The sequence below is a fragment of the Synechococcus sp. BDU 130192 genome, from assembly GCF_963876085.1.
GTDB lineage: Bacteria > Cyanobacteriota > Cyanobacteriia > Cyanobacteriales > MRBY01 > MRBY01.
The window spans coordinates 151,037-170,917 of the sequence record NZ_CAWNNO010000055.1 but is presented as its reverse complement, the minus strand read 5'-3'; the positions used below and the strand labels follow the sequence as shown (position 1 = coordinate 170,917).

Annotated in this window: 14 protein-coding genes; 4 read left to right on the top strand and 10 right to left on the bottom strand. The window is 51.2% G+C overall.

Going from position 1 to position 19,881, the window contains the following annotated elements; genetic code table 11:
• Positions 1 to 88: 88 nt before the first annotated feature.
• Both AACT35_RS12140 and hemH read left to right on the top strand, forming a co-directional pair.
• A complete protein-coding gene (locus AACT35_RS12140) occupies positions 89 to 2,671 on the top strand; it encodes a sensor domain-containing protein (protein WP_099239699.1) in 2,583 nt (860 codons plus the stop codon).
• Positions 2,672 to 2,831: 160 nt separating this feature from the next.
• The gene (gene hemH / locus AACT35_RS12135) at positions 2,832 to 3,992 is read left to right on the top strand and encodes a ferrochelatase (protein ID WP_012308184.1); all 1,161 of its coding nucleotides are present in this window, start codon (positions 2,832 to 2,834) and stop codon (positions 3,990 to 3,992) included.
• 47 nt (positions 3,993 to 4,039) lie between these two features.
• On the opposite strand, the gene AACT35_RS12130 is transcribed toward hemH, so the two are convergent.
• From AACT35_RS12130 to AACT35_RS12120, 3 genes are all read right to left on the bottom strand, one after another.
• Positions 4,040 to 6,013, bottom strand: a complete 1,974-nt coding sequence (locus AACT35_RS12130; RefSeq protein ID WP_099239697.1) for a bifunctional aldolase/short-chain dehydrogenase — start codon at positions 6,011 to 6,013, stop codon at positions 4,040 to 4,042.
• A gap of 65 nt (positions 6,014 to 6,078) precedes the next feature.
• Positions 6,079 to 6,726, bottom strand: a complete 648-nt coding sequence (pdxH, locus tag AACT35_RS12125; RefSeq protein WP_099239695.1) for a pyridoxamine 5'-phosphate oxidase — start codon at positions 6,724 to 6,726, stop codon at positions 6,079 to 6,081.
• A gap of 101 nt (positions 6,727 to 6,827) precedes the next feature.
• Complete coding sequence (locus AACT35_RS12120; RefSeq protein WP_339374616.1) at positions 6,828 to 7,232, bottom strand: MoaD/ThiS family protein; 405 nt, start codon at positions 7,230 to 7,232, stop codon at positions 6,828 to 6,830.
• 2 nt (positions 7,233 to 7,234) lie between these two features.
• Between AACT35_RS12120 and AACT35_RS12115 the strand changes: the two genes are divergently transcribed.
• A complete protein-coding gene (locus AACT35_RS12115) occupies positions 7,235 to 7,792 on the top strand; it encodes a J domain-containing protein (RefSeq protein WP_099239693.1) in 558 nt (185 codons plus the stop codon).
• A 16-nt stretch (positions 7,793 to 7,808) separates the two neighbouring features.
• Here AACT35_RS12115 and AACT35_RS12110 read toward each other — a convergent pair whose 3' ends face one another.
• The 6 genes from AACT35_RS12110 to AACT35_RS12085 form a co-directional block, all read right to left on the bottom strand.
• Complete coding sequence (locus AACT35_RS12110) at positions 7,809 to 10,577, bottom strand: hybrid sensor histidine kinase/response regulator (RefSeq protein ID WP_099239691.1); 2,769 nt, start codon at positions 10,575 to 10,577, stop codon at positions 7,809 to 7,811.
• Positions 10,578 to 10,623: 46 nt separating this feature from the next.
• Positions 10,624 to 13,635 (bottom strand): methyl-accepting chemotaxis protein, encoded by a 3,012-nt coding sequence (locus AACT35_RS12105; RefSeq protein ID WP_254048031.1) that lies wholly within the window; start codon positions 13,633 to 13,635, stop codon positions 10,624 to 10,626.
• Between the two features lie 42 nt (positions 13,636 to 13,677).
• Positions 13,678 to 14,178, bottom strand: a complete 501-nt coding sequence (locus tag AACT35_RS12100; RefSeq protein WP_099239687.1) for a chemotaxis protein CheW — start codon at positions 14,176 to 14,178, stop codon at positions 13,678 to 13,680.
• 39 nt (positions 14,179 to 14,217) lie between these two features.
• A complete protein-coding gene (locus AACT35_RS12095; protein WP_099239685.1) occupies positions 14,218 to 14,583 on the bottom strand; it encodes a response regulator in 366 nt (121 codons plus the stop codon).
• A gap of 83 nt (positions 14,584 to 14,666) precedes the next feature.
• Positions 14,667 to 15,791 (bottom strand): response regulator, encoded by a 1,125-nt coding sequence (locus tag AACT35_RS12090; protein ID WP_099239683.1) that lies wholly within the window; start codon positions 15,789 to 15,791, stop codon positions 14,667 to 14,669.
• 489 nt (positions 15,792 to 16,280) lie between these two features.
• Positions 16,281 to 17,948 carry an ABC1 kinase family protein gene (locus tag AACT35_RS12085; RefSeq protein ID WP_099239682.1) on the bottom strand — a complete coding sequence of 556 codons (1,668 nt, stop codon included), beginning with the start codon at positions 17,946 to 17,948 and terminating at the stop codon, positions 16,281 to 16,283.
• A gap of 276 nt (positions 17,949 to 18,224) precedes the next feature.
• On the opposite strand from AACT35_RS12085, the gene AACT35_RS12080 reads away from it, so the two are divergent.
• Positions 18,225 to 18,854, top strand: coding sequence for a hypothetical protein (locus AACT35_RS12080; RefSeq protein WP_099239680.1), 630 nt, complete (start codon positions 18,225 to 18,227; stop codon positions 18,852 to 18,854).
• A gap of 130 nt (positions 18,855 to 18,984) precedes the next feature.
• Here the strand turns inward: AACT35_RS12080 and AACT35_RS12075 are convergent, their stop codons facing one another.
• On the bottom strand, positions 18,985 to 19,812 hold the full coding sequence (locus AACT35_RS12075; protein WP_099239678.1) for a prepilin peptidase: 828 nt from the start codon (positions 19,810 to 19,812) through the stop codon (positions 18,985 to 18,987).
• Positions 19,813 to 19,881 lie beyond the last annotated feature (69 nt).

Genomic DNA, 19,881 nt, shown 5'->3' with positions numbered 1-19,881 from the left:
TCTATAATTTGAGAAGTTTTTCACCGATAAAATACATTTAGATTGCAGCTTTTTTCCGACACCATTTCTTACCGCTCTAGCCATATCTATGTACCAGTCCCTTGCTGCCCTATGTGCCGCTTTGATGTTAACGGGCATTGTCTATGTCCTCGTAAAACATGATCAAAAAATCGCGATGCGGCAACAGGACTATCGCTACATTATTTTTGGTTGCATCCTGTTAGCTTTAGGACGTTGGTTATCTTTTTTGCAATTCTCTCAATACCTCGCCGCCCAGTGGCAATCTTTAGGAACGGTCTGGCAGTTCGGTGAGCGATTTATTAGTGAAGGTGTTGGGCTGATCTTCGTTGGCGTTGGACTGGTGCGGTGGTTGCCAACTTTAACGACGTTCCAGCGTCGAGCCTCTGCCTACAGACAGACCAGTGAAGCCTTAGAATCCGAACGCAATATTCTCCAAGGATTATTTAATAGCCTCCAAGGCGCGTTGTTCGTCTGTGATGGTGCGGGCAACTTTATCCGTTGGAATCGTTTTTATCAAGAAGTGCTCGGTTTTAGTGATGCAGAAATGTCTCACCTCAAGGCGATCGAGACGGTTGTGCCTGAAGATCGAGAGTTTGTGCAGCAACAGTTACTAGAAGTTTTTAGTCAAGGCTATGCAGAAGGGGAATTTCGAGTCCGGACAAAACAGGGTAAAACCTTAAGACTATATGGATTTGCGTCGCGGGTTGAACTTGATCTCGATCAAAATGCTTCGGGATTTACGGGCATTGCCATTGATATTTCTGCCCTCAAACAGGTCGAAGCGGAACTGCGACGTTCCCAACGGTCTTTGCAGATGCATAATTGCTTCTTGACCTTGGCCCATGCCCTTACCCAGCGTTTACATGGCTCCCTAGAAATTGAAGATATCGCCCGGGAAACCACGACAACGCTACATCAATATTATGGGGAAACTTGTATTGGTTTTTATTTATTAGAAGGTGCAACTTTTGAGGATGGCCTACTCAAGCTCCAGAGCCATGCGGGTTTTTCGTCGGAAAGGCGCGTTGCCCTCAATCAACTCACCGCCAGCCATCGTCTTTTTCGCTATGCTTTGCAGGATAAAACGCTCCAAATTTTAGACGCTGCGGAATTAGCTTGTTTTTGTGATGATCTCAGTCCCCAAAGTGTTGCCCTGAGCAATGCGGCGAAGGTTTTAACGATTCCTTTGGTTTTCCATGAACAACAGTTTGGCTTGCTGTTGATGCTATTCCAAGAGGATAAAACCTTAGCTTCCTATGAAATTGATACCCTCCGCGCCCTGGGTCAGTCGATTTCTTTGGCGATCGCCAATGCGCACCATTTCAAAGAACTGCGCTACCAAGCCCGCTACGATAGTTTGACGACCATCGGCAATCGCAATCTATTCCATGACACGATTCAGGAGTGGTTAAATGCGCCCTCCTTGGGGTACGAATTAATCATTGTGATGCTCATTGACCTAGACCGTTTTAAGGATCTCAATGACACCCTGGGTCATAAGCTTGGGAATACCTTTCTGCAACAGATTGCCCTGCGCTTACTCTCGGCCCTCAGTCCCTACCAGGGGATTGTCTGTCGTTTGGGGGGAGACGAATTTGCCGTTGCCTGTCCGATGATGCACAGTGAATGGGAAGAAGCCTGCCAGCATGCGGTGGAATTGGCCGATATTTTGCAGGCGGCAATCCAGCAACCCTTTGTCACGGCGGGCAATGTGATTCATATTACGGCGAGCCTGGGGATTGCGATGTTCCCCAACCACGGGACAGATAGCCACGCCGCCCTCCGCAGTGCCGAAGTGGCGATGTATGCGGCAAAGCAAAAACGCACGGCCTACGAGATTTACCACGAAGATATTGACCACTACACCCCGCGTCGCCTCGCCATTCTCTCTAGCCTCGGAAAGCCGAGCGCCCGCCAACAATTCTTTTTATGCTACCAACCGAAGTTTGATCTCCGGCAAAAAAGACTGATTGGCGTAGAGGCTTTAGCCCGTTGGCACCACCCCACGTTTGGGCTTATTTCCCCCGCCGAATTTGTCCCCCTCGCGGAACAAAGCGATGCAATCCACGCGCTGACCTACTGGATTTGGGAAGAAGCTTTCCAACAAAAAAAAGCCTGGCAAAACCAAGGTCTTGATTTGGCGATCGCCCTTAATCTATCGGCCTGTAGCTTGTTAGATCCAAACTGCCTGACCACCTTTGAGTCGCTCCTCCAGCAATATGAAATCATCCCTGCACAGGTTGAACTCGAAATTACAGAAACCGCCCTCATGAGTGACCCGCGCTATGCCCTAGAGCTATTACAATGCTTCGCTAATCTGGGGGTGCATTTATCCATTGATGACTTTGGTACCGGGTATTCTTCCCTGAGTTATTTACAGCGGTTTCCGGTTCATGCCCTAAAAATTGATCAATCCTTTGTGGTGGATATGCTCACCAACGAACAAAGCCTGGTGATTGTCCGCTCGACGATTAATTTAGCCCATAGCCTCGGCCTAGAAGTGGTGGCAGAAGGGGTCGAGAATCAGGCCATCCTGGATTTACTCAAAGAAATGGGGTGTGACATAGCCCAAGGATATTTTCTCGGGCGTCCTCAAAGGGCCGAACAGGTCCATCGCTTCTCCGCTGAAGGCCTCAAGCGAGTTGTTTAGAAAGACACTACTTGGGCTTGCCGAAAACCTGAAAAATAAAGTGGTGAAATGTAAACTTTTTCGACTTTCTTGTAGCCACCACGACAGGCACGCCGTCCCAAAGAGATATATTGTTACAATAACTTAAAGAAAATACCAGTAAATTTAATTTGTATCAGCTATGGGTCGTGTTGGGGTCTTATTACTTAACCTAGGTGGGCCAGACAAATTAGAGGATGTCCGTCCTTTTTTATTTAATTTGTTTGCTGACCCCGAAATTATTCGTTTACCCGCGCCATGGATGCAAAAGCCGCTTGCTTGGCTCATTTCCACGCTCCGGGCCGGCAAATCCCAAGAAAACTATAAAGAAATTGGCGGTGGTTCGCCCCTCCGACAAATCACCGAAGCCCAGGGGACAGCCCTCGCCCAAAAGTTAGCGGAGTGGGGTCAAGAGGTCAAAGTTTATGTGGGGATGCGCTACTGGCACCCCTTTACTGAAGAGGCGATCGCCGAAATCAAAAAAGACGACCTTGATCAGCTTGTGGTATTGCCACTCTATCCCCAGTTTTCCATCAGCACTAGCGGGTCTAGCTTCCGGGTGCTCGAAGAAATGTGGCGCACCGACAAAGACCTCAATCAACTCGATTACACCCTCATTCCCTCCTGGTATGACCATCCCCAATACATTGCTGCGATGGTCGATCTCATTCGCCAAGAGCTGGATCAATTTGATAACCCAGACCAGGCCCATATTTTCTTTAGTGCCCATGGCGTCCCCCAAAGCTATGTCGAAGAAGCAGGAGATCCCTACCAGCGAGAAATCGAAGAATGCACCAAATTAATCATGGAAGCCCTTGGTCGTCCCAATGACTACACCCTGGCCTACCAAAGTCGTGTTGGCCCCGTAGAATGGCTCCAACCCTACACCGAAGATTCCCTCATTGCCCTGGGCGAAAAAGGCGTGAAGGATTTGGTGGTGATTCCCATTAGTTTCGTGTCTGAGCACATCGAAACCCTCCAGGAAATCGATATTGAGTATCGGGAAGTTGCCGAGGAAGCTGGCATTGAAAATTTCCGCCGCGTTCCGGCTCTGAATACTCATCCATTGTTCATCGAATCCTTGGCGAACTTGGTCACCGATTCCCTCGAACAATGTCCTCGCACCTTTGGTCAGGTCACCCACCCCAAAGAAAATATGAAAATGTATCCCCAAGAATTGTCCTGGGGCATGAATACCAGCGCCGAGGTTTTAAATGGCCGCCTCGCCATGATCGGCTTTTTGGCGTTGTTGTTGGAGTTGATTAGTGGCCAAGGCCCGCTCCATTTTGTTGGCATTATGTAAATAACATCCCCCTAGCTCCCCCTGCGGAAGGGGGACTTTGTTTATATTTAGATGACGCGCTCGTTGCCGCCATCAAGGGGAATTTGGGCGGCGGTTGTTTTAGCGAATAGATCACTGCAAAGGGTTACGGCACATTCGGCGACGTCCTGGCTAGTGATTTCCACCTGGAGGAGATTGTTTTTCTTGTAATCTTCAATGGTCAGGCCGTAGGCTTTGGCGCGTTTTTCGAGGACTTCGGGTGTCCAAATTCCTGTATCGAAAACGGCATTGGGATGGACGGTATTGATCCGAATCCCGTCTGAACCCCATTCGAGAGCGGCCACCCGTGCCAGTTGGTTGAGGGCCGCTTTGGAAACGGAATAGGCGGCGACCCCTTGACCTGGAGCAGCAACATTTTTCGAGCCAATGAGCGCAACCCGACCCCCTTTCGGTGCCAGTTTCAGGAAAGGATGGCATTCCCGCAACAGAACCAAATTGCTGTCGAGATTAATGCCGAGTACCTGTCGCCAGTGGTCGGTGGGAAGATTGGCGATCGCCTGACTGGGGGGGAAAATACCGGCATTGAGGATTACCATGTCCAGACCACCAAAATATTGGACTGCTTGCTCTAAGGCGTTTTTAATTTGGATTTCGTCCGTCAGGTCACAGGTCAGGCCAAGAAAATCAGGGCGATCGCAGAGGGTTTCGATGGCGGGGTTAATATCCAGAGCTACCACTGCAGCACCCCGTTTGAGGAGAGATTCAACGCAGGCTTTACCAATGCCAGAGGCAGCTCCTGTCACCAGGGCAATCTCGCCGGTAAATTCTGGTGGATTGCCCCCTTTTTTCAGTTTGGCCTGCTCTAGATCCCAATATTCCATATCAAAAATATCTTTTTGGGACAGGGCTTGGTAGCGACTGAGCCGTTCAGCACGGGTAATAATCTCGATGGTGTGGCGATAGATATCTGCGACAATGTTGGCGGATTTGGCGGTTTGGCCGACGGTAATTAAACCCAATTCCGGATCGAGGATCACCCTGGGGGCTGGATCAAGCATGGTTTTGGGTTCCTTGGCCTGGGGCGCTTGGTTGGTGAAATAGGCTTTGTAAGCGGCGGCGAATCCTTGCACATCGCGGCCAATTAGGGGCACAGGTTTGGTGCGGATTACATGGTCAGGGGTGGCGGGATTTTGTTGGGAAATGCGCCCTAAGTCTTCCCGTTGGGTAAAGTTTAAAATTTCCGGGCGGTGATCGCCTTTAAGAATCACGGGGAAACCTGCCACCTGGGAAACGTCGTAACGGAGTTGGGCTAGGGTTTTCGCGATGGGAGTGTCACTGGTTTTTACAGAACGTTGGGGAATCTGCCAAGCCCCTTGCTGCTGGAGATAGGTTTCTGCTTCCTGGACAAGGGCAATCATCCGCTCATAGGATTCTTTAGCCGTCGCCCCAAAGGAGAAAATCCCGTGGTTTAACAAAATCATCCCTTCGGTTTGGCCATGGGCGGCGGCGGCGAATTTTTCGGCACAGAGGCGGGCCAGGTCAAACCCCGGCATGATGTAGGGAATGATCACCAGGCGATCGCCATAAATTTCCTTGATTCGCTCCAGTCCCTCCGGTGTGTTCGTAATCGTCACAATCGCATCGGCGTGGGTGTGATCGACATATTTGTAGGGCAAAATCGCGTGCAAAATCGTTTCTACCGAAGGGGTCGGGGCGGTGGCGACGGTCATTTGGGTCTTTAGTTCGTTGACCATCTGGGGGTCACTTAGGCTGGGTAATTGAGCCAATTTCAACAAATGCTGCAGCCGCACCGGGGCAAAACCCGCCGCCTCGATGGTTGCCAAATCCCAACCGCTCCCTTTGACGTAGAGGATTTCTTCTGTTTCGCCAACTAGGTTCGTTTCCGTGACTTTGACGGAGGTATTACCACCGCCATGGAGTACCAAAGAGGGATCTCGCCCTAACAAACGCGACGTGTAAACCCGCAGGGCCAAATCCCCCTGGTAGGTGGCTGCTTCTTGATCATTCCAAAGGCTTTTCATGTACTGACTTTCCGTGAATCTGCTCAGTACAAATCTTAGGCCGCTTCGGGTTGCAGAGCTAAAATTTACGGCGCTAAGCGTTGCCGTTGCCAGGTGCGATCGCCTTGTAAGGTAAACACAAGCCGGTCATGGAGCCGACTGGGACGTCCTTGCCAAAATTCAATTTTTTCGGGCTTCACCAAAAAGCCGCCCCAATGGTCTGGCCGGGGAATCTCTTTATCGGCGTACTCGGCTTCGAGGTCTTTGAAGCGTTGTTCGAGGACTTCCCGATTGGCGATCGCCTGGCTTTGGGCAGAGGCCCAGGCCCCAATTTGGGATTTACGGGGGCGGCTGGCGAAATATTCATCGGAGCGTTCAGGAGGCAGTTTTTCGACGGTGCCTTCGATGCGTACTTGTCTTTCTAGGGGTTCCCACCAAAAGACCAAGGCTGCGTATTGGGTTCCTGTTAGTTCCAAACCCTTTTGGCTGGTGTAGTTCGTAAAAAATGTAAACCCTGCTTCACTAAAATCCTTTAGGAGCACAACCCGTGAACTCGGTTTCCTATCAGGGCCGACGGAGCTAAGTACCATCGCATTGGGTTCACGAATTTCATCAATTTCCGCTGCCTGTTGGAACCAAGTGGCAAATTGCACCATGGGGTCATCGCTCACATCATCTTCATGGAGACCCGCTTTGGTGTAATTTTGGCGGAGATTGGCAACGTGCATAATCATCGGCGGCACCAACGAACTAACGGTAATGGACTCAAAGGACAGAACAAAAGTCGCTTTGTATTGTAGTGGAATTTTTTCCAGCGGGTGGTGCGCTCAAAAAATTAACCACCACTGACGGGAGGAATCAGAACCACCTCATCGCCCTCCTGGAGCACTGTTTCCGGGGAGACAAATTCTAAATTCACGCCAAAGCGGGTGACGGCCTGCCATTCTGCCAAACTGGGATGTTCACTGAGAATGCGCTGGAAAACGTCCATAACCGTGCTGCCAGGGGCAACTTGCCAATGTAAAACTTCGGTGCCGTAGGTTTCTTGGTAGATTGCGAAGAGCTTAATGGTGATTTGGAGCGGAGCAGACATTAAATGTTTTCGGGTGAGGGGGAGTTGTGAGGACATTTTCAGAGGATCATAGCGGTGTTGTTGGGGTTTCGCCAAAGGAATCACGCTGACAGGATTTTTTTGGGGTATCCTTGGGTTAAATTTCGCCTCCTTCCAGATAACAACCATCGATGAATCTCCTTGAGTGCTACAAAATTTTAGGGTTACGGGTTGATGCAGAGCTGGAAGCAGTAAAGGCGGCCTATCGTCGTTTGGCGCGGCAATGTCACCCGGATGTAAATCGTGGCGATCGCCAAGCGGAATACAAATTCATCCAGATTACCCAAGCCTACAAAGTCCTGGCCGAAATCCACCGTTCTCCGGACAAACAAACTTGGCTCCCATCCCCAGAACCACAGCAGCCCACGGGGAGGGCGATCCTTTCTCCTTTAGATCAGCGGCTGAAGTGGCAGAGCTACCAACGGCTCCAGGACTGCTTACAACAACAACGCTATGCTAGGGCGATCGCCTTAATGGAAGGTCTAGCCCAGCGGCTCCCCCAAGATCTAGAGGTGCGCCAATGGCAAGGGATTACCTACCTCAGTTGGGGCCGCCATTTACTCCAACAGGGGCAACACCACAAAGCCCGCACCTATCTCCACAAAGCACTCCTGGCTGACCCCCACAACCGCAAGCTCCGCCAACGGGTAGAGGAACTTTTGCAAACTATTTTGATTCCCGCCATCTGAAAACTGGCCTGGTTGGTTAGGTTTCAACATATTGGGCGATCGCCTTCAGGAAGCGCACCGGGTGAAATGGTTTTGTGAAGTAATCATTGGCACCGAGATCCTGGGCTTTCTGACGGTGGAGATCATTATCGCGGGAGGTGAGCATTACGAAGGGTAAGTGATCCCATTGGCTTTGGCCCCGCACCATTTGCAAGAGGGTAAAGCCATCATAACCAGGCATTTCCAGGTCACAAATTGCGAGATCAAAGGTCTGTTTTGAGCGGTTGAGGAGGTTCCAGGCCTCTTTACCATCCCGGCACTGCTGCACTTGATAGCCGACTTGACTCAACAGTTTATTGAGGGTACGGCGGACAGCAACAGAATCATCAATGACCAAAATTGTCGGTTGGCGCTTGGGTTGCTCAGGGGCGGGGCTGGGAGCTTGGGGTTGGTCTGGGCTGGCCAAGAGTTGATCAAAGGCATCGGGCAAAAGCACCGGAATCACCTCCCCAGAACCCAAAACGGTACACCCTGCAACGTAGGGAGGATAGGCCACGGTATTGTCCAGGGATTTCAGCACCAGTTCCCGTTCCCCAAGGATTTCGTCCACGGCGATCGCCAAAGATTTTTTCCCCTGACGCACGATCAGACCGATGGTGGGGGCTGGCCGCTGTTCCGGGGGCAAGAGGAGATTGCTTTGGGGATAGGGCAGTAGTTGATCGAGGGCATGGAGTTTAAGGGGGGTGCCCTGCCAATCAAGAAATTCTGGATACTCTAAATTGTCTTTGTTAACCAGCGAGAGCACAGCCTGGACAGTCACCGAAGGAAAGGCGATCGCCTGTTGCTGGCAGCGGCAGAGGAGCAACGGCAAAATATTAAAGCTCAGGGGAATGCGGATCGTAAATTGTGTGCCCTGGTGCCGCTCACTACTGGCGGTAATGGTGCCCTTGAGTTGGGCCAGTTCGAGGCGGACAATATCAAGACCCAAACCCCGACCAGAGAGATCGCTGACGGTGTCCCTCGTCGAAAAGCCTGGGGCAAATAGATATTCAAGGATTTCGGCTTCGGTCGGTTGGTGATTAGGCGCACAAAGTCCCTTGGCGATCGCCTTTTGTTGCACCCGGTTTAGATCAATGCCCCGGCCATCATCCTGCACCAAAATTTCCACCATATTGCCCCGCAATTGCGCACTGAGGCGAATGGTTCCCGTCTTGGTTTTTTGGGCTTGGCGGCGTTCCTTGGGCGGTTCAATGCCATGGTCAAAAGCATTCCGGATTAGGTGGGTCAGGGGCGTACGCAATTGTTCCAGAATTGCTTGATCCACCAAAACCTGTTCCCCCTCAATCACGAGCTGTGCCATCTGGGGATAGCGTTTGCTTAAGGTCTCCAAGGACTGACGGAAACGGCGTGCCAAGTTGCCAAAGGGCATCAGGCGCGATTGGGTCAGATCCTGGTTGAGATACTCTAGCTGTTGCCGCACTCCTTCTAAAGATTCTTGGAACTCCCACCGCATTAGTTCCAAATCTTCCTGGATCTCCTGCACCTGCACCATTAGTTCTTGGAACTGCTGGAGTTGGGAATGGGCCTGGGTGTATTGGTCAAAGTGGAGGGTGTCAAATTCCGTATGGGTCGCAGTGGCCAATTCTAAGGACGGTTTCTGGCTGCCACCATTTTGGCCAGAACCAGCGGTAGCCACAGCCAATTTATCGTAGAGGGCTGTCACTTCATCGCGGATCGGGTTGAGTTGCTGGGTTCTTTTTTTAAGATTGCGGCTGGCCCGGAGGAGTTGATCTTGGTGCCGGGTGAGCTTTTCGTAGCCAATAAACAGTTCCCCAACGGCATTCCCCATGCGGTTGAGTTGCTGGATCGGCATCCGAATTTGCAGGCTAGAGGTTTGTTTGGGAGCAGGTTTTGGCGTGGCATTAACCGGCGTGGCAGGAACTGGATCGGGACTGGGGTCAGCCTCGGCTGGGATCTCAAGTTTTGGTGGCTCTGGAACGCTTAGGAGAGCTTGGAATGATTCGCTAATCTTGGCCTCATCAGGGTTGGCTAGGTATGCCTGGGTCAGACGACGGATTTCAGCGATCGCCCCTTGGCTGAGGGTAACAGAATCAATGGCCGCACTATCTAGGGCCGTTTGGATCAGGGTGGCAATGGCCTTCAGCCAGGGAACCCCAAGGGCATCCCCTAGGAGGCGGCATTCTTCTTCGAGGGTTTTGAGTTGGCGGGCGGCACTGCGGGGGGTCGGATCGTGGGTGAGGAGTTTTTCGAGGCGCTGCACACAGGCTTCGAGGTCCACCTTAAGGGCGGTGGCGACAAATTTACTGGGGGCATTACCAGCAGGAGCAATGGCTTCGGGTGCAGGGGTCTGGGCCTGACCGAGAAATTCTTGGAGGGCGATCGCCATTTGTGCGGCCCCCGGACTGTCCCCTGGGTGATCGTCGTCCCGGGCTGCCAAGTCGAGGCAATGTTGCACCTCCTCCATGGCGAGGCTGATCAAATCGAGTGCAGTCTGTTCTTCTTTAATCCGGCCGGCGGCGATCGCCTCTAAGAGATCCTCCATCTGGTGGGCTAGGTTGTGCAGGGTCGATAATTCTGCGATGCCAGCGCCCCCTTTGATGGAATGGGCAGCGCGCACCAGATCTTGGTATAGCTTTGCCTGATCGTGGCCTGCGGGTTGTTGGAGTTCTGCTTGCAACAGCCCCATACTTTGATGGAACAACTCAACAAAATCCGGGGCATCTTCCAGCAAAAAGCAGTGGCGGGCTTCGAGGGCGATCGCCTTTAAACTAGCAGCATCCAACATGGCAAAGATAGTAAAAGAACATTAAAACAGCCGAAAAATACAAACGTTACTCAATCTCAAAGCGGGACGAAGAATCCTTCAGGGCGATCGCCACCTGGGTTAGCGCATCCAACTGACCAGACATCGTTTGGGATTCTGCCGCCGTCTTTTGGGCCACCTCCGCCGCCGATTGCATAATTTTCGTGACCTTCCCAGACACATCCCGCTGGGAGACCATTGCCTTCGAGATCCGCGCCAGCACTTTGTCAATTTCCTCACTAATGCGGGACACACTCTGGAGCGTCGTTTTTGTCTTTTTCACCAATTCTGTTCCCGTGACTACTTGGGAAGTACTTTCCTCCATCATCTGCATCATCTGAGCCGTTTCTTCCTGAATCCCGCCGATCAACTGCTCCACTTCCTGGGCTGCTGTGGTGACCTGTTCTGCCAAGCGACGTACTTCATCAGCGACCACCCGGAAACCCTGGCCATTTTCCCCGGCTCGCGTTGCCTCAATGGAAGCATTAAAGGCCAGGAGGTTCGTCTTTTCGGAAATGTCAGAAATGATGTTAACGATCTTCGAAATTTCCTGGGAAGATTCCGCCAGACGTTTTGCTTTCTTCGAGGTATCTGCCACTGAACCCCGAATTAGATCAATACTTGTCACCGTTTCGTCCATGGTTGCCTGGCCTTCCTGGGCCGCCAAACGGGATTTTCGGGCAATTTGGGCTGCCCCCTGGGCCGATTTCGCTACCGCTTGAATGGATTGGGCAATGCCTTGTACCGAACGTTCCGCCGATTGGATCGCCTGTTCCTGGACTGTGGCTTCCGTGGAGAGGCGCGTGATCAAGTCATTGTTGACGATCGCCAAATCATATACCTCGTCTGCCGAAGATTTCACCTGGGAAACCAAGGCCCGCAGACTCCGGAGGGTGGCATTGAAGGCATCGGCAATGGAACCCACTTCCCCTTCGTCTACCATCGCCTGTACCGTGAGGTTCCCCTGGCGCACCTCTTCAATTTGGAGCAGCAACCGAATCACCCCTTCCTGGAGACGTTCCCGCTCCTGGCGTTGGAAGGCCGCCTCTTGATCTTTAGCTTGAGCTTGGGCTTCGACGGCATCGGTAATGGAGCGAATTTGCGCTGCCATATTATTAAACGTGGTGGCTAACTGTCCCACTTCATCCTTGGCAAAAACCTCGGCCCTCGCATCAAGGTTCCCGGCCCCAAACTCGGTGGTTACCTTTTGAAGGCGCTTGATCGGTCTTGTGATCGTGCGTCCCAGGAGCCACGCTAGACCAGCCGCCACAAAGACCCCAATTAAACCCACCGTTGTCTGAAGCAGTAAGCTGTCCTGGATCAGGGCATTGAGGGTATTTTCATCGGTGCCCCGGACAATGATCGCCACGGGTTCCCCGGCGCTATTGAGAATGGATTCCGCCGCGAGGGTATAGGAGATGCCATCGATCACCTGGGTATCGACCACGGTTTCCCCCCTAGCGTTGACGGCGGCCGTCAGGAAAGAGAAATCCGGTAGCGTGAGCAGATCAGGGGCATTAAGGGAGGTCTGGATCACCTTACGGGTACTGTCTTCCCCTTCTTCCTGGGCATCCTGTTGGTAGAGGGCACTGGCGAGCTGGAAACCACCATCGGGGTTGACTTGGTAAATCGCACTGTAACCGCCATTGAACGCGCTAACAGTATTCGCGGCAATATCCAATTTGGCATTGAAAATCACATCGCCGGAAACCAAGGCTCCAAGAAGATTATCGTTACTGCCGATCACGGGGGTGACAGTGTAGCGGACGAGGGCAAATTCGCCTTTTTTGGTGCCAATGGGGAATCTGGTTACTTCTCGATTCAGGTCATCCCAAGAGAGTAGTTCGCTGGTTTTGAGTTGCTGTCTCGTCTGGAGGGCTTGGGTGACGAGGCCATTGGGGTCAAACACTTCCCCTTGGCGATCGCCGTTGCCGTTGGTGATAATCCGGAGATTCGTACTGACCAGGGTGGCATATTCGATATTACGGGCTTGGATTTCGTTTTGGAGAATGGCCTGCACCTGGGCGAGCTGCTCAGGGGGAACGGTACCTGTACTTTGGTAGGCCGCTGCGGCGGCGATGATTGCGGCGTTATCCGATTGGCCCCGGAACCCAAAACCCATCTGGTCAATTTTGACGTTGTAGTTAATGTCGTTGACCGCGAGCTCTGAGGTGGCCTGTTCCCGCAGCTGCGATCGCCCAGAAGTAACAATAATCACCGCCCCTGCTGCCACCACTCCGGCGATCGCAATGGCACTGGAAACAAAAATACCGATAAATTGTTTCTGGGCAATGGAAAGATTTTGTAATCGCTTCAGGGGAGGGGAGGTGACATCGACATCGGTATAGTCAACATCGTCGTAAACCAGGGCAACGGGTTTGGGGGCTTGGTCTGGGAGCGCGATCGCCGAGGGGTCATCGGTCTCTGGATCGGACTGGGGCAACTGTGCCTGGAGATCTCCAAGGGCTTTGGCGGCACTGGCGGCAAAAATGCCTTCGGGATCTTGGTCAATGATTTGCTGATAGATGGCGATCGCCTCTGGAAAAAAGCCTTCACTTTCGAGGGCACTGGCAAAGCTAATTTGGGCGACCATGTCTGTGGGGTCAGCGTCGATCGCCGCTTGCAATGCCAAAATCTCTGGGCTGTAGTCTTTAGCTCCTGAGACTTCCACCGAGAGTGGTGCTTGGGCCTCTTCTGGAGGGTTTGTCGTAGCGACGGTGCCGTTCCCGTTGGTTGACCCTGCCGGGCGATCGCCATTGTTACCACTGCCGTTACTTGCTGGCACATCCATCGCTTCCCCTAGGGCAAGGAGCGCCTGTTGGGCACTGGCCGCAAAGACACCATCGTGATCCGATGCCACAATGTCGCGGTAAACTTCCGCTGCCTCTGCCAAAAATCCTTCTGTTTCTAGTTGGCTCGCCAGACTGATTTTCATCACGATGTCCGTCGGGTCAAGGGCGATCGCCGCCTGAAGTTCTTTGATTTCCTCAGAAAAAGCCGGAGAAGTTGCCGTGTTCATGGTCTGTTCTGTTGTGCCCATAGGTAGTGATTCTGTGAAATTGACGTTGAAAAAACTCAAAACTTACTGATTGACCAGGGTGCCCTGTAGGTAGTGGGATAAATGGGCCATGGCCAACGTAAACCCCGTCTCTGACCCCCTGACCAGTTGGCGATCGCAATGGGGATAAAAATCTTGCCAAGCCGTCGCCACCGGAGCCGCAGCCCCTAAGTCAAACGGAGCAATTCCCTCAAGCTGGGTCACCACAAAGCCCACTTGCCCTGCCTCCCCCTGACCCAAAAGCACCACCCTTAACTTTTCCTGGGGATTGGGTCGCGCTGCTGACGTTCCTAATCCCGCTGGCGATCGCCGATCCACCACCCAAATGAGCTGCCCCCGTTGGTTCGTCACCCCCAATACCCCTGGGGCGACCCCTGGTACCGGGCAAATGCCTTGGCGAGGGAGGGTCATCACTTCCAACATATTTTCTAGGGGGATCAACAAGCGCGTTTGGGCGAGGGGGCCAGTCCCAGAAGGATACAGTTGAACCCGGAAGAAATCGGCTTGGGTAGGGGGAGCGACCATGGCAAAATCAGACCTTTATCGAAGAAAAAACAGCACTGTCTAAGCCAAATACTCTTTGACCGTTTTCATAAATTCCATCGGACTGTAGGGTTTCGTTAAATAAGCATTGCCTCCCTGACGTAATGCCCAAAAACGGTCGAAATCCTGGCTTTTGTTAGAACAAAAAATAATTGGCACTTCTTCGTACCCTAGACTTTCGCGAATTTCTCGGCATAAATCGAGGCCATTGAGTCCGGGCATCACAATATCAAGAAAAATCAGATCCGGTTGGTCATGGTTGCGCAGCCAAGCCAAGGCTTCATCGCCGTTGTCCGCGAGGCTCACCTCCAGGCTCATTTTCTCCAGGAGTGCCCGGACAAGGGTTTGTTCCGATTTAGAGTCATCAACAACTAAAACTTTTTTCATTGTATTTTCCTGATCAGTACTAGAACTTAGCGCAACTTATTCTGAAATTAGTTTAGAGATTATATGAAATACAACCTCTACCCCTAGGGCGTAGATTGCGCTGATGTTTGCTCCACATAGGACTGCACCATCCGAATCAAATCCTGGGGATTGAACGGTTTAGCGATGTAGTCAGAAGCACCCACCATCTTGGCACGGAGGCGATCAATAATTCCATCACGACCTGTAAGCATGACCACGGGAATATTTTTGAGCATTTCGGATTGGTTAAACAGGCGACAGAGCTCATAACCGTCGATTTCGGGCATGTTGATATCCATCAGGATTAATTCTGGTCGTTGGCGGGCGAAGGTACTGAGGGACAAGGCAGGTTCAGTGACACCAATGACCTCAAACCCACTGGCTTCCAGTGTCATTTTGACGACTCGCTGAATTGATTTGCTGTCGTCGATGCAGGCGATGCAGGGTTTGGGTTTTTGTGGAACGCCCGCATAGGGAATAACCTCAATTAAGCCTGTTTTGACGAGGGGATGAAAGAGTTGGCTGAGTTCGAGGGTGGAACGGCGGGTGTGGTGACTCAGTTCATAGAGAGTGACTTGTTGGTCGAGGGGCTCCCGGAGGCTTTCCATAAATTGATAGTCCTGGAGGTTGAGCCAGGAGCGGCTCCGGATTTCACGGAAATCTTTGATTTGCAGGCGTTGGAAGGGGGAAGCGATTTCGGGGCGGAGTTGTACCCATTGGCGAACGGTCGGCTGGATTGGGCGCACCATTTCTTTGAGGGACAGGGACAGCAACAGGGGATCTAGATTAAGGGCGCGTTCAAATTTAATGGCAGCGCGGGGCAGGGATAAAAACTGGGCGATCGCCTCTTGGGTCGTAAAAAATAAAACTTGGCGGACTTGCTGAAGGGATAATTTTCCAGCTTTCCAAATTTGACAAATATAATCATAATCTTGGGAAAAGCTATCTCCCATGGGAAATTTCGCTTTCGGAAACAGTTGCCCTAAAAGATATGTTAAGCGCTCCCGTTTACCCATACCACTGGTGGCAAAATGCAGCTTCCCGCCCCCAAAATAAAGCTGCCAAAATACCGATTCATCTAAGGGATCGTAAATGGTCATGGTCCCCGACATTTGCCGTTGGATCAGGGATTGGAGGACTTGGCCCGGAATCACAACGTTTTTGGTGATGGCATCTTGCACTTTCATATGAAACACACTAGCGGGAATTGATTTGAAGAGGGTTTAGCGCCTTTGGTCTTTACCCATGGCTGGGAAACATGGATCGGGAGGGTAGTGGGTGAGCGCAGCGACAAAATTATGTCAGGGGCAATTTATTCTAGATCGACTTTATCGCCTGAAAAATATGGATTTCATAGTTTTATCGGGTTGCCTGGTGACTAGGCTCAAATCGCAGTACAAAAAGCTTGAATAAATGGGGCTAGGGCAAGATTGAAAATTCATGGTGCTTGGGGGCAACTCTATTAGTTAATCTGAGCAATACTAATGCTACAGAAAGAGATTATTTTCTTACCATAAAGACTTGGTTAAAAGTAGTATGTTTAGCTACGAAAAGACCTTGACCCCACCGATCTTGACGCCCCATTAATATGCTTCAATCCTAGATATAGCAAGGAATTTCAGGACTTTTACCCCGTGCTGTTCCAATGGTGTCTAAATTGAAATCGGGGGAGCCTATTAACGACGGATTAAGTGATCGAGGCGTTCTTGGATGAGCAGTTGGAGGAGGGCGCGGAGGGTTTGGAGGCCAAAGAAAAATACGGTGAGGGCGATCGCCCCGATGAGGAAGAGAGAGGCCGCCTGACTCCAGACTAAAATACCGACCACGCTACTAAAGCCCCAGAGGATGCCGTACATCATGGTTTTAATCGCGAGGTAGATGCGGCGCAATTGGCGATCGCCTTCAACGGATTTAACGCGAAATTGCAGTTCCCCTAACTCAATGCGTGATTCGAGGCGTTTAATGGCCATTTCGGTGCGGCTGGGTTTCTGGAATTGGTACAGGACAAATTCTTTAGTCTGTTGAGCGAGGCTCCCCAGGCGATTTTCCCCAGGTTTGTGACTCACGGCCAAGCTACGAATAAACGGTTGGGCCGCCGCCATGAGATTGTATTGGGGGTCGAGGGCGCGGGCAATGCCATCGAGGGTGGTGAGGGCCTTGATGATAAAAGTCATTTGGGGCGGCAGACGAAACGGTTGCTGCTCAAACATCAGGTAGAGCTCGTTACTAATCTGCTCAAATTCCTGGAGATCAATGGGGCGATCGCGGAACCGATCCAAAAGAAACGCAATCATCCGTTTCACCGGGGTCATATCTGCCATCGGCTCGATAAGGCCCATGTAAACCAGAGTTTCGACCACCTCGTCCGTATCCTTGCGCAGCACCGCAAAAAACGTACGCATCATCTGGGTTTTTTCCATGGATTTGACTTCGGTCATCGTGCCGAAATCATAGAAAATCAGCTTCCCTGTGGCATCGACGGCCATATTGCCGGGGTGGGGATCGGACTGAAAAAAGCCATCCTGGAGCAGTTGTTTGAGGTAAGAAGAAATGCCGAGGCTGATCACGTGGTCTGGGTCAATATTGCTCGCTTCGAGGGCGGCCCGGTCGTCAATTTTAATGCCCGGTAGATATTCGAGGGTTAAGACTTTGCGGGTGGTGTATTGCCAATAAACCTTGGGCACGAGAATTTGCTGATCGTCGGCGAAATTTTGCCGAAAATGATCACCATTTTTTCCTTCATGGATGTAGTCAATTTCTTGGTAGAGAAGCTCGAAAAATTCCCGGTAAATCTGATTGAGATTGTATTTTTTGAGGTCTTTTAAAAAATAACTGGCCCAATGCAAGAGTTTTTCGAGGACTTGCATATCCACTTGGAACAGACGACTCAGGCCGGGGCGCTGAACTTTTACAGCCACTTCTTCGCCGCTGTAGAGGGTGGCCCGGTGTACTTGGCCCAGGCTAGCGGAGGCGAGGGGCTCTAGTTCAAAATCCTTAAAGAGGGCGTAGATAGATTTGTTAAATTCTTGCTCGATGACGGCGATCACCGCTTGACCCTTAAATGGGGGCACCCGGTCTTGGAGTTGGCTCAGTTCTTCGATGTATTCGATGGGAAATAGATCCGGGCGGGTTGACATGGCCTGGCCAATTTTGATGAAAGTCGGCCCCAAATCCAGGAGATGATTGACGAGCCAGCGGGCTTGGCGATGGCGTTTGCGGGCGGGGTTGCCACCGGGGAGTCGGTCTTTGCCGAGCCGGAGGATAAACTGGGCGGCCACGGTAAAGATTTCTAGTTGCCGTTGCCTGAGACTCAGTTTGCGCCGTTGCCAGCGGGGAGTTTTCACGATTGATTTTGCCCTAGATTTCGACCATCCCTCATCATACAGAAAAGCTGTGACATCATCCTGATGCTTATCCTAATGAGTCAAGCGTAGTTTTCCCTTTTTCATGATTGAGATTTCCTCTTTATTGAAGTTCTTTTGCCCGGACAATCTTCTTCCACAGGAAGAATCAACAATATAGGGTTTAGACAATAGCAGCTATTACACCGCGTCGATAGACTGACAGAAATCAGGGCTAAGCTTTTGGTGTTAAAATAGGACTATCTCTAGGACAAAACAATGGACAAACAAAATATCCTCAAGAGTTTTGCTGAGGAGTTAAACAGTCTAATCGATAGCACTGATTTAACTTGTGAGCTTTCTCCCTCAAATGCGGTGCTGACGATATTCCTTGATTCTATTGATAATGGTGATCCAGAGTATTCAATGGCGACGGAACTAATCATTGTAGAGCTGAAAAAGCAGCCATTGATCGGGATCAAGTTGGTGCAGTTTCATGGGCGCAATCAGTCCAAACAAATTGTTTGGAGTAAAACTAAGAAATATCCATATTTAGAACCTATTCAAAAACGATTCGAAAGAGCAGCATTGGGTGTTGGCGCTGTAGTTGGCGTCTACTTGGGTGCGCTTTTTTTAGTCATGGTAATTTTACCTAGTCTAGAAACCAACACCACAGAAAGCTATTCAAATCCTACGGTACCTATATACGAGCCAAGAAACTCAACGTACAGATCTGACTATGACAGCAAATATACAACTTACGACGACTACAATTCGTCTGACTATCCATCTGGCTGCGACAGTGCAGCAATTGAACGCCAATTTAAGGAGATTGCCGGAGATACTGTCGATAACCTAACTGAAGTGGCTGTCGCCGAAACAATCATCAGAAATAACTGTAACTTTTAGTCATAAAAGCCAAAACTATTGGTGTATAACTTGGCTATCTTAATCAGTCGCTTTTTTGTGACTACTATCTACATCTGTTGGGTCATACTTTTCTAGCGGCAAGAGTGATGGAGCGGATGATCTCACTGTTTTAGCCTAGGAACATTTCGAGATAGAGTTCGATCAGGCGATCGCCCCAAAAGAGACTACTAATCGCCCCCAGAGCAAGAAACGGCCCAAAGGGTAAATGTTGTCCCCGTTGGTGTTTACCGAGGCCCATAGCCCCGCCGATAATCATTGTGCCCAGGGCGCAGGCCAAAATTACCGTTAAGAGGACGTTTTGCCAGCCCAGCCAAGCGCCAATCATCGCCAAAAGTTTCGGATCGCCGCCCCCCATGGCCTCTTGGCCCAGCATGGCCGAACCAATGACACCAATGCCATCTAGTAACCACAGTCCCAATACCGCCGCCCCAATGCCACCCAGAAGGCCATAAATCGCGCCAGGGAAGCCGTTCGCCTGAAAACCCAGCCCCATCTGGAAGAGGAGACCGAGTACGAGGCCCGATTGGGTTAAGGGGTTGGGCAGGGTAAAAGTGTCGTAATCAATGAGGGCCAAGGCCACCAACCAAAACAGCAGGGTAAAGGCGGCGATCGCCTCTAGGGTCAACCCAAATTGAACCACCGTGGCGACACAGAGCAAACCCATCAGCGCTTCGACGAGGGGATACCGGGCGGCAATGGGCGTTTTGCACCAGCGGCATTTGCCCCCCAACAGGAGCCAACCCAATACTGGAATATTTTCCCGTGCGCCCAGTTGGTGGCCACAGTGGGGACAGCGGGAGGGGGGATGTGCCAGGGATAAACCCGCTGGCAGCCGATAAACCACCACGTTGAGGAAACTGCCGAAACAGGCTCCCCAGATGAATAGAAAAATAAAGGCGATCGCCAACAAACCGGACTGTTGTAAAAGCGCGAGCATGGTGATGTCTCTCAAACCCTAGCCAACCAGCCCCATTATCCCCTTAGGCGATCGCCAAATTTTCAAAAA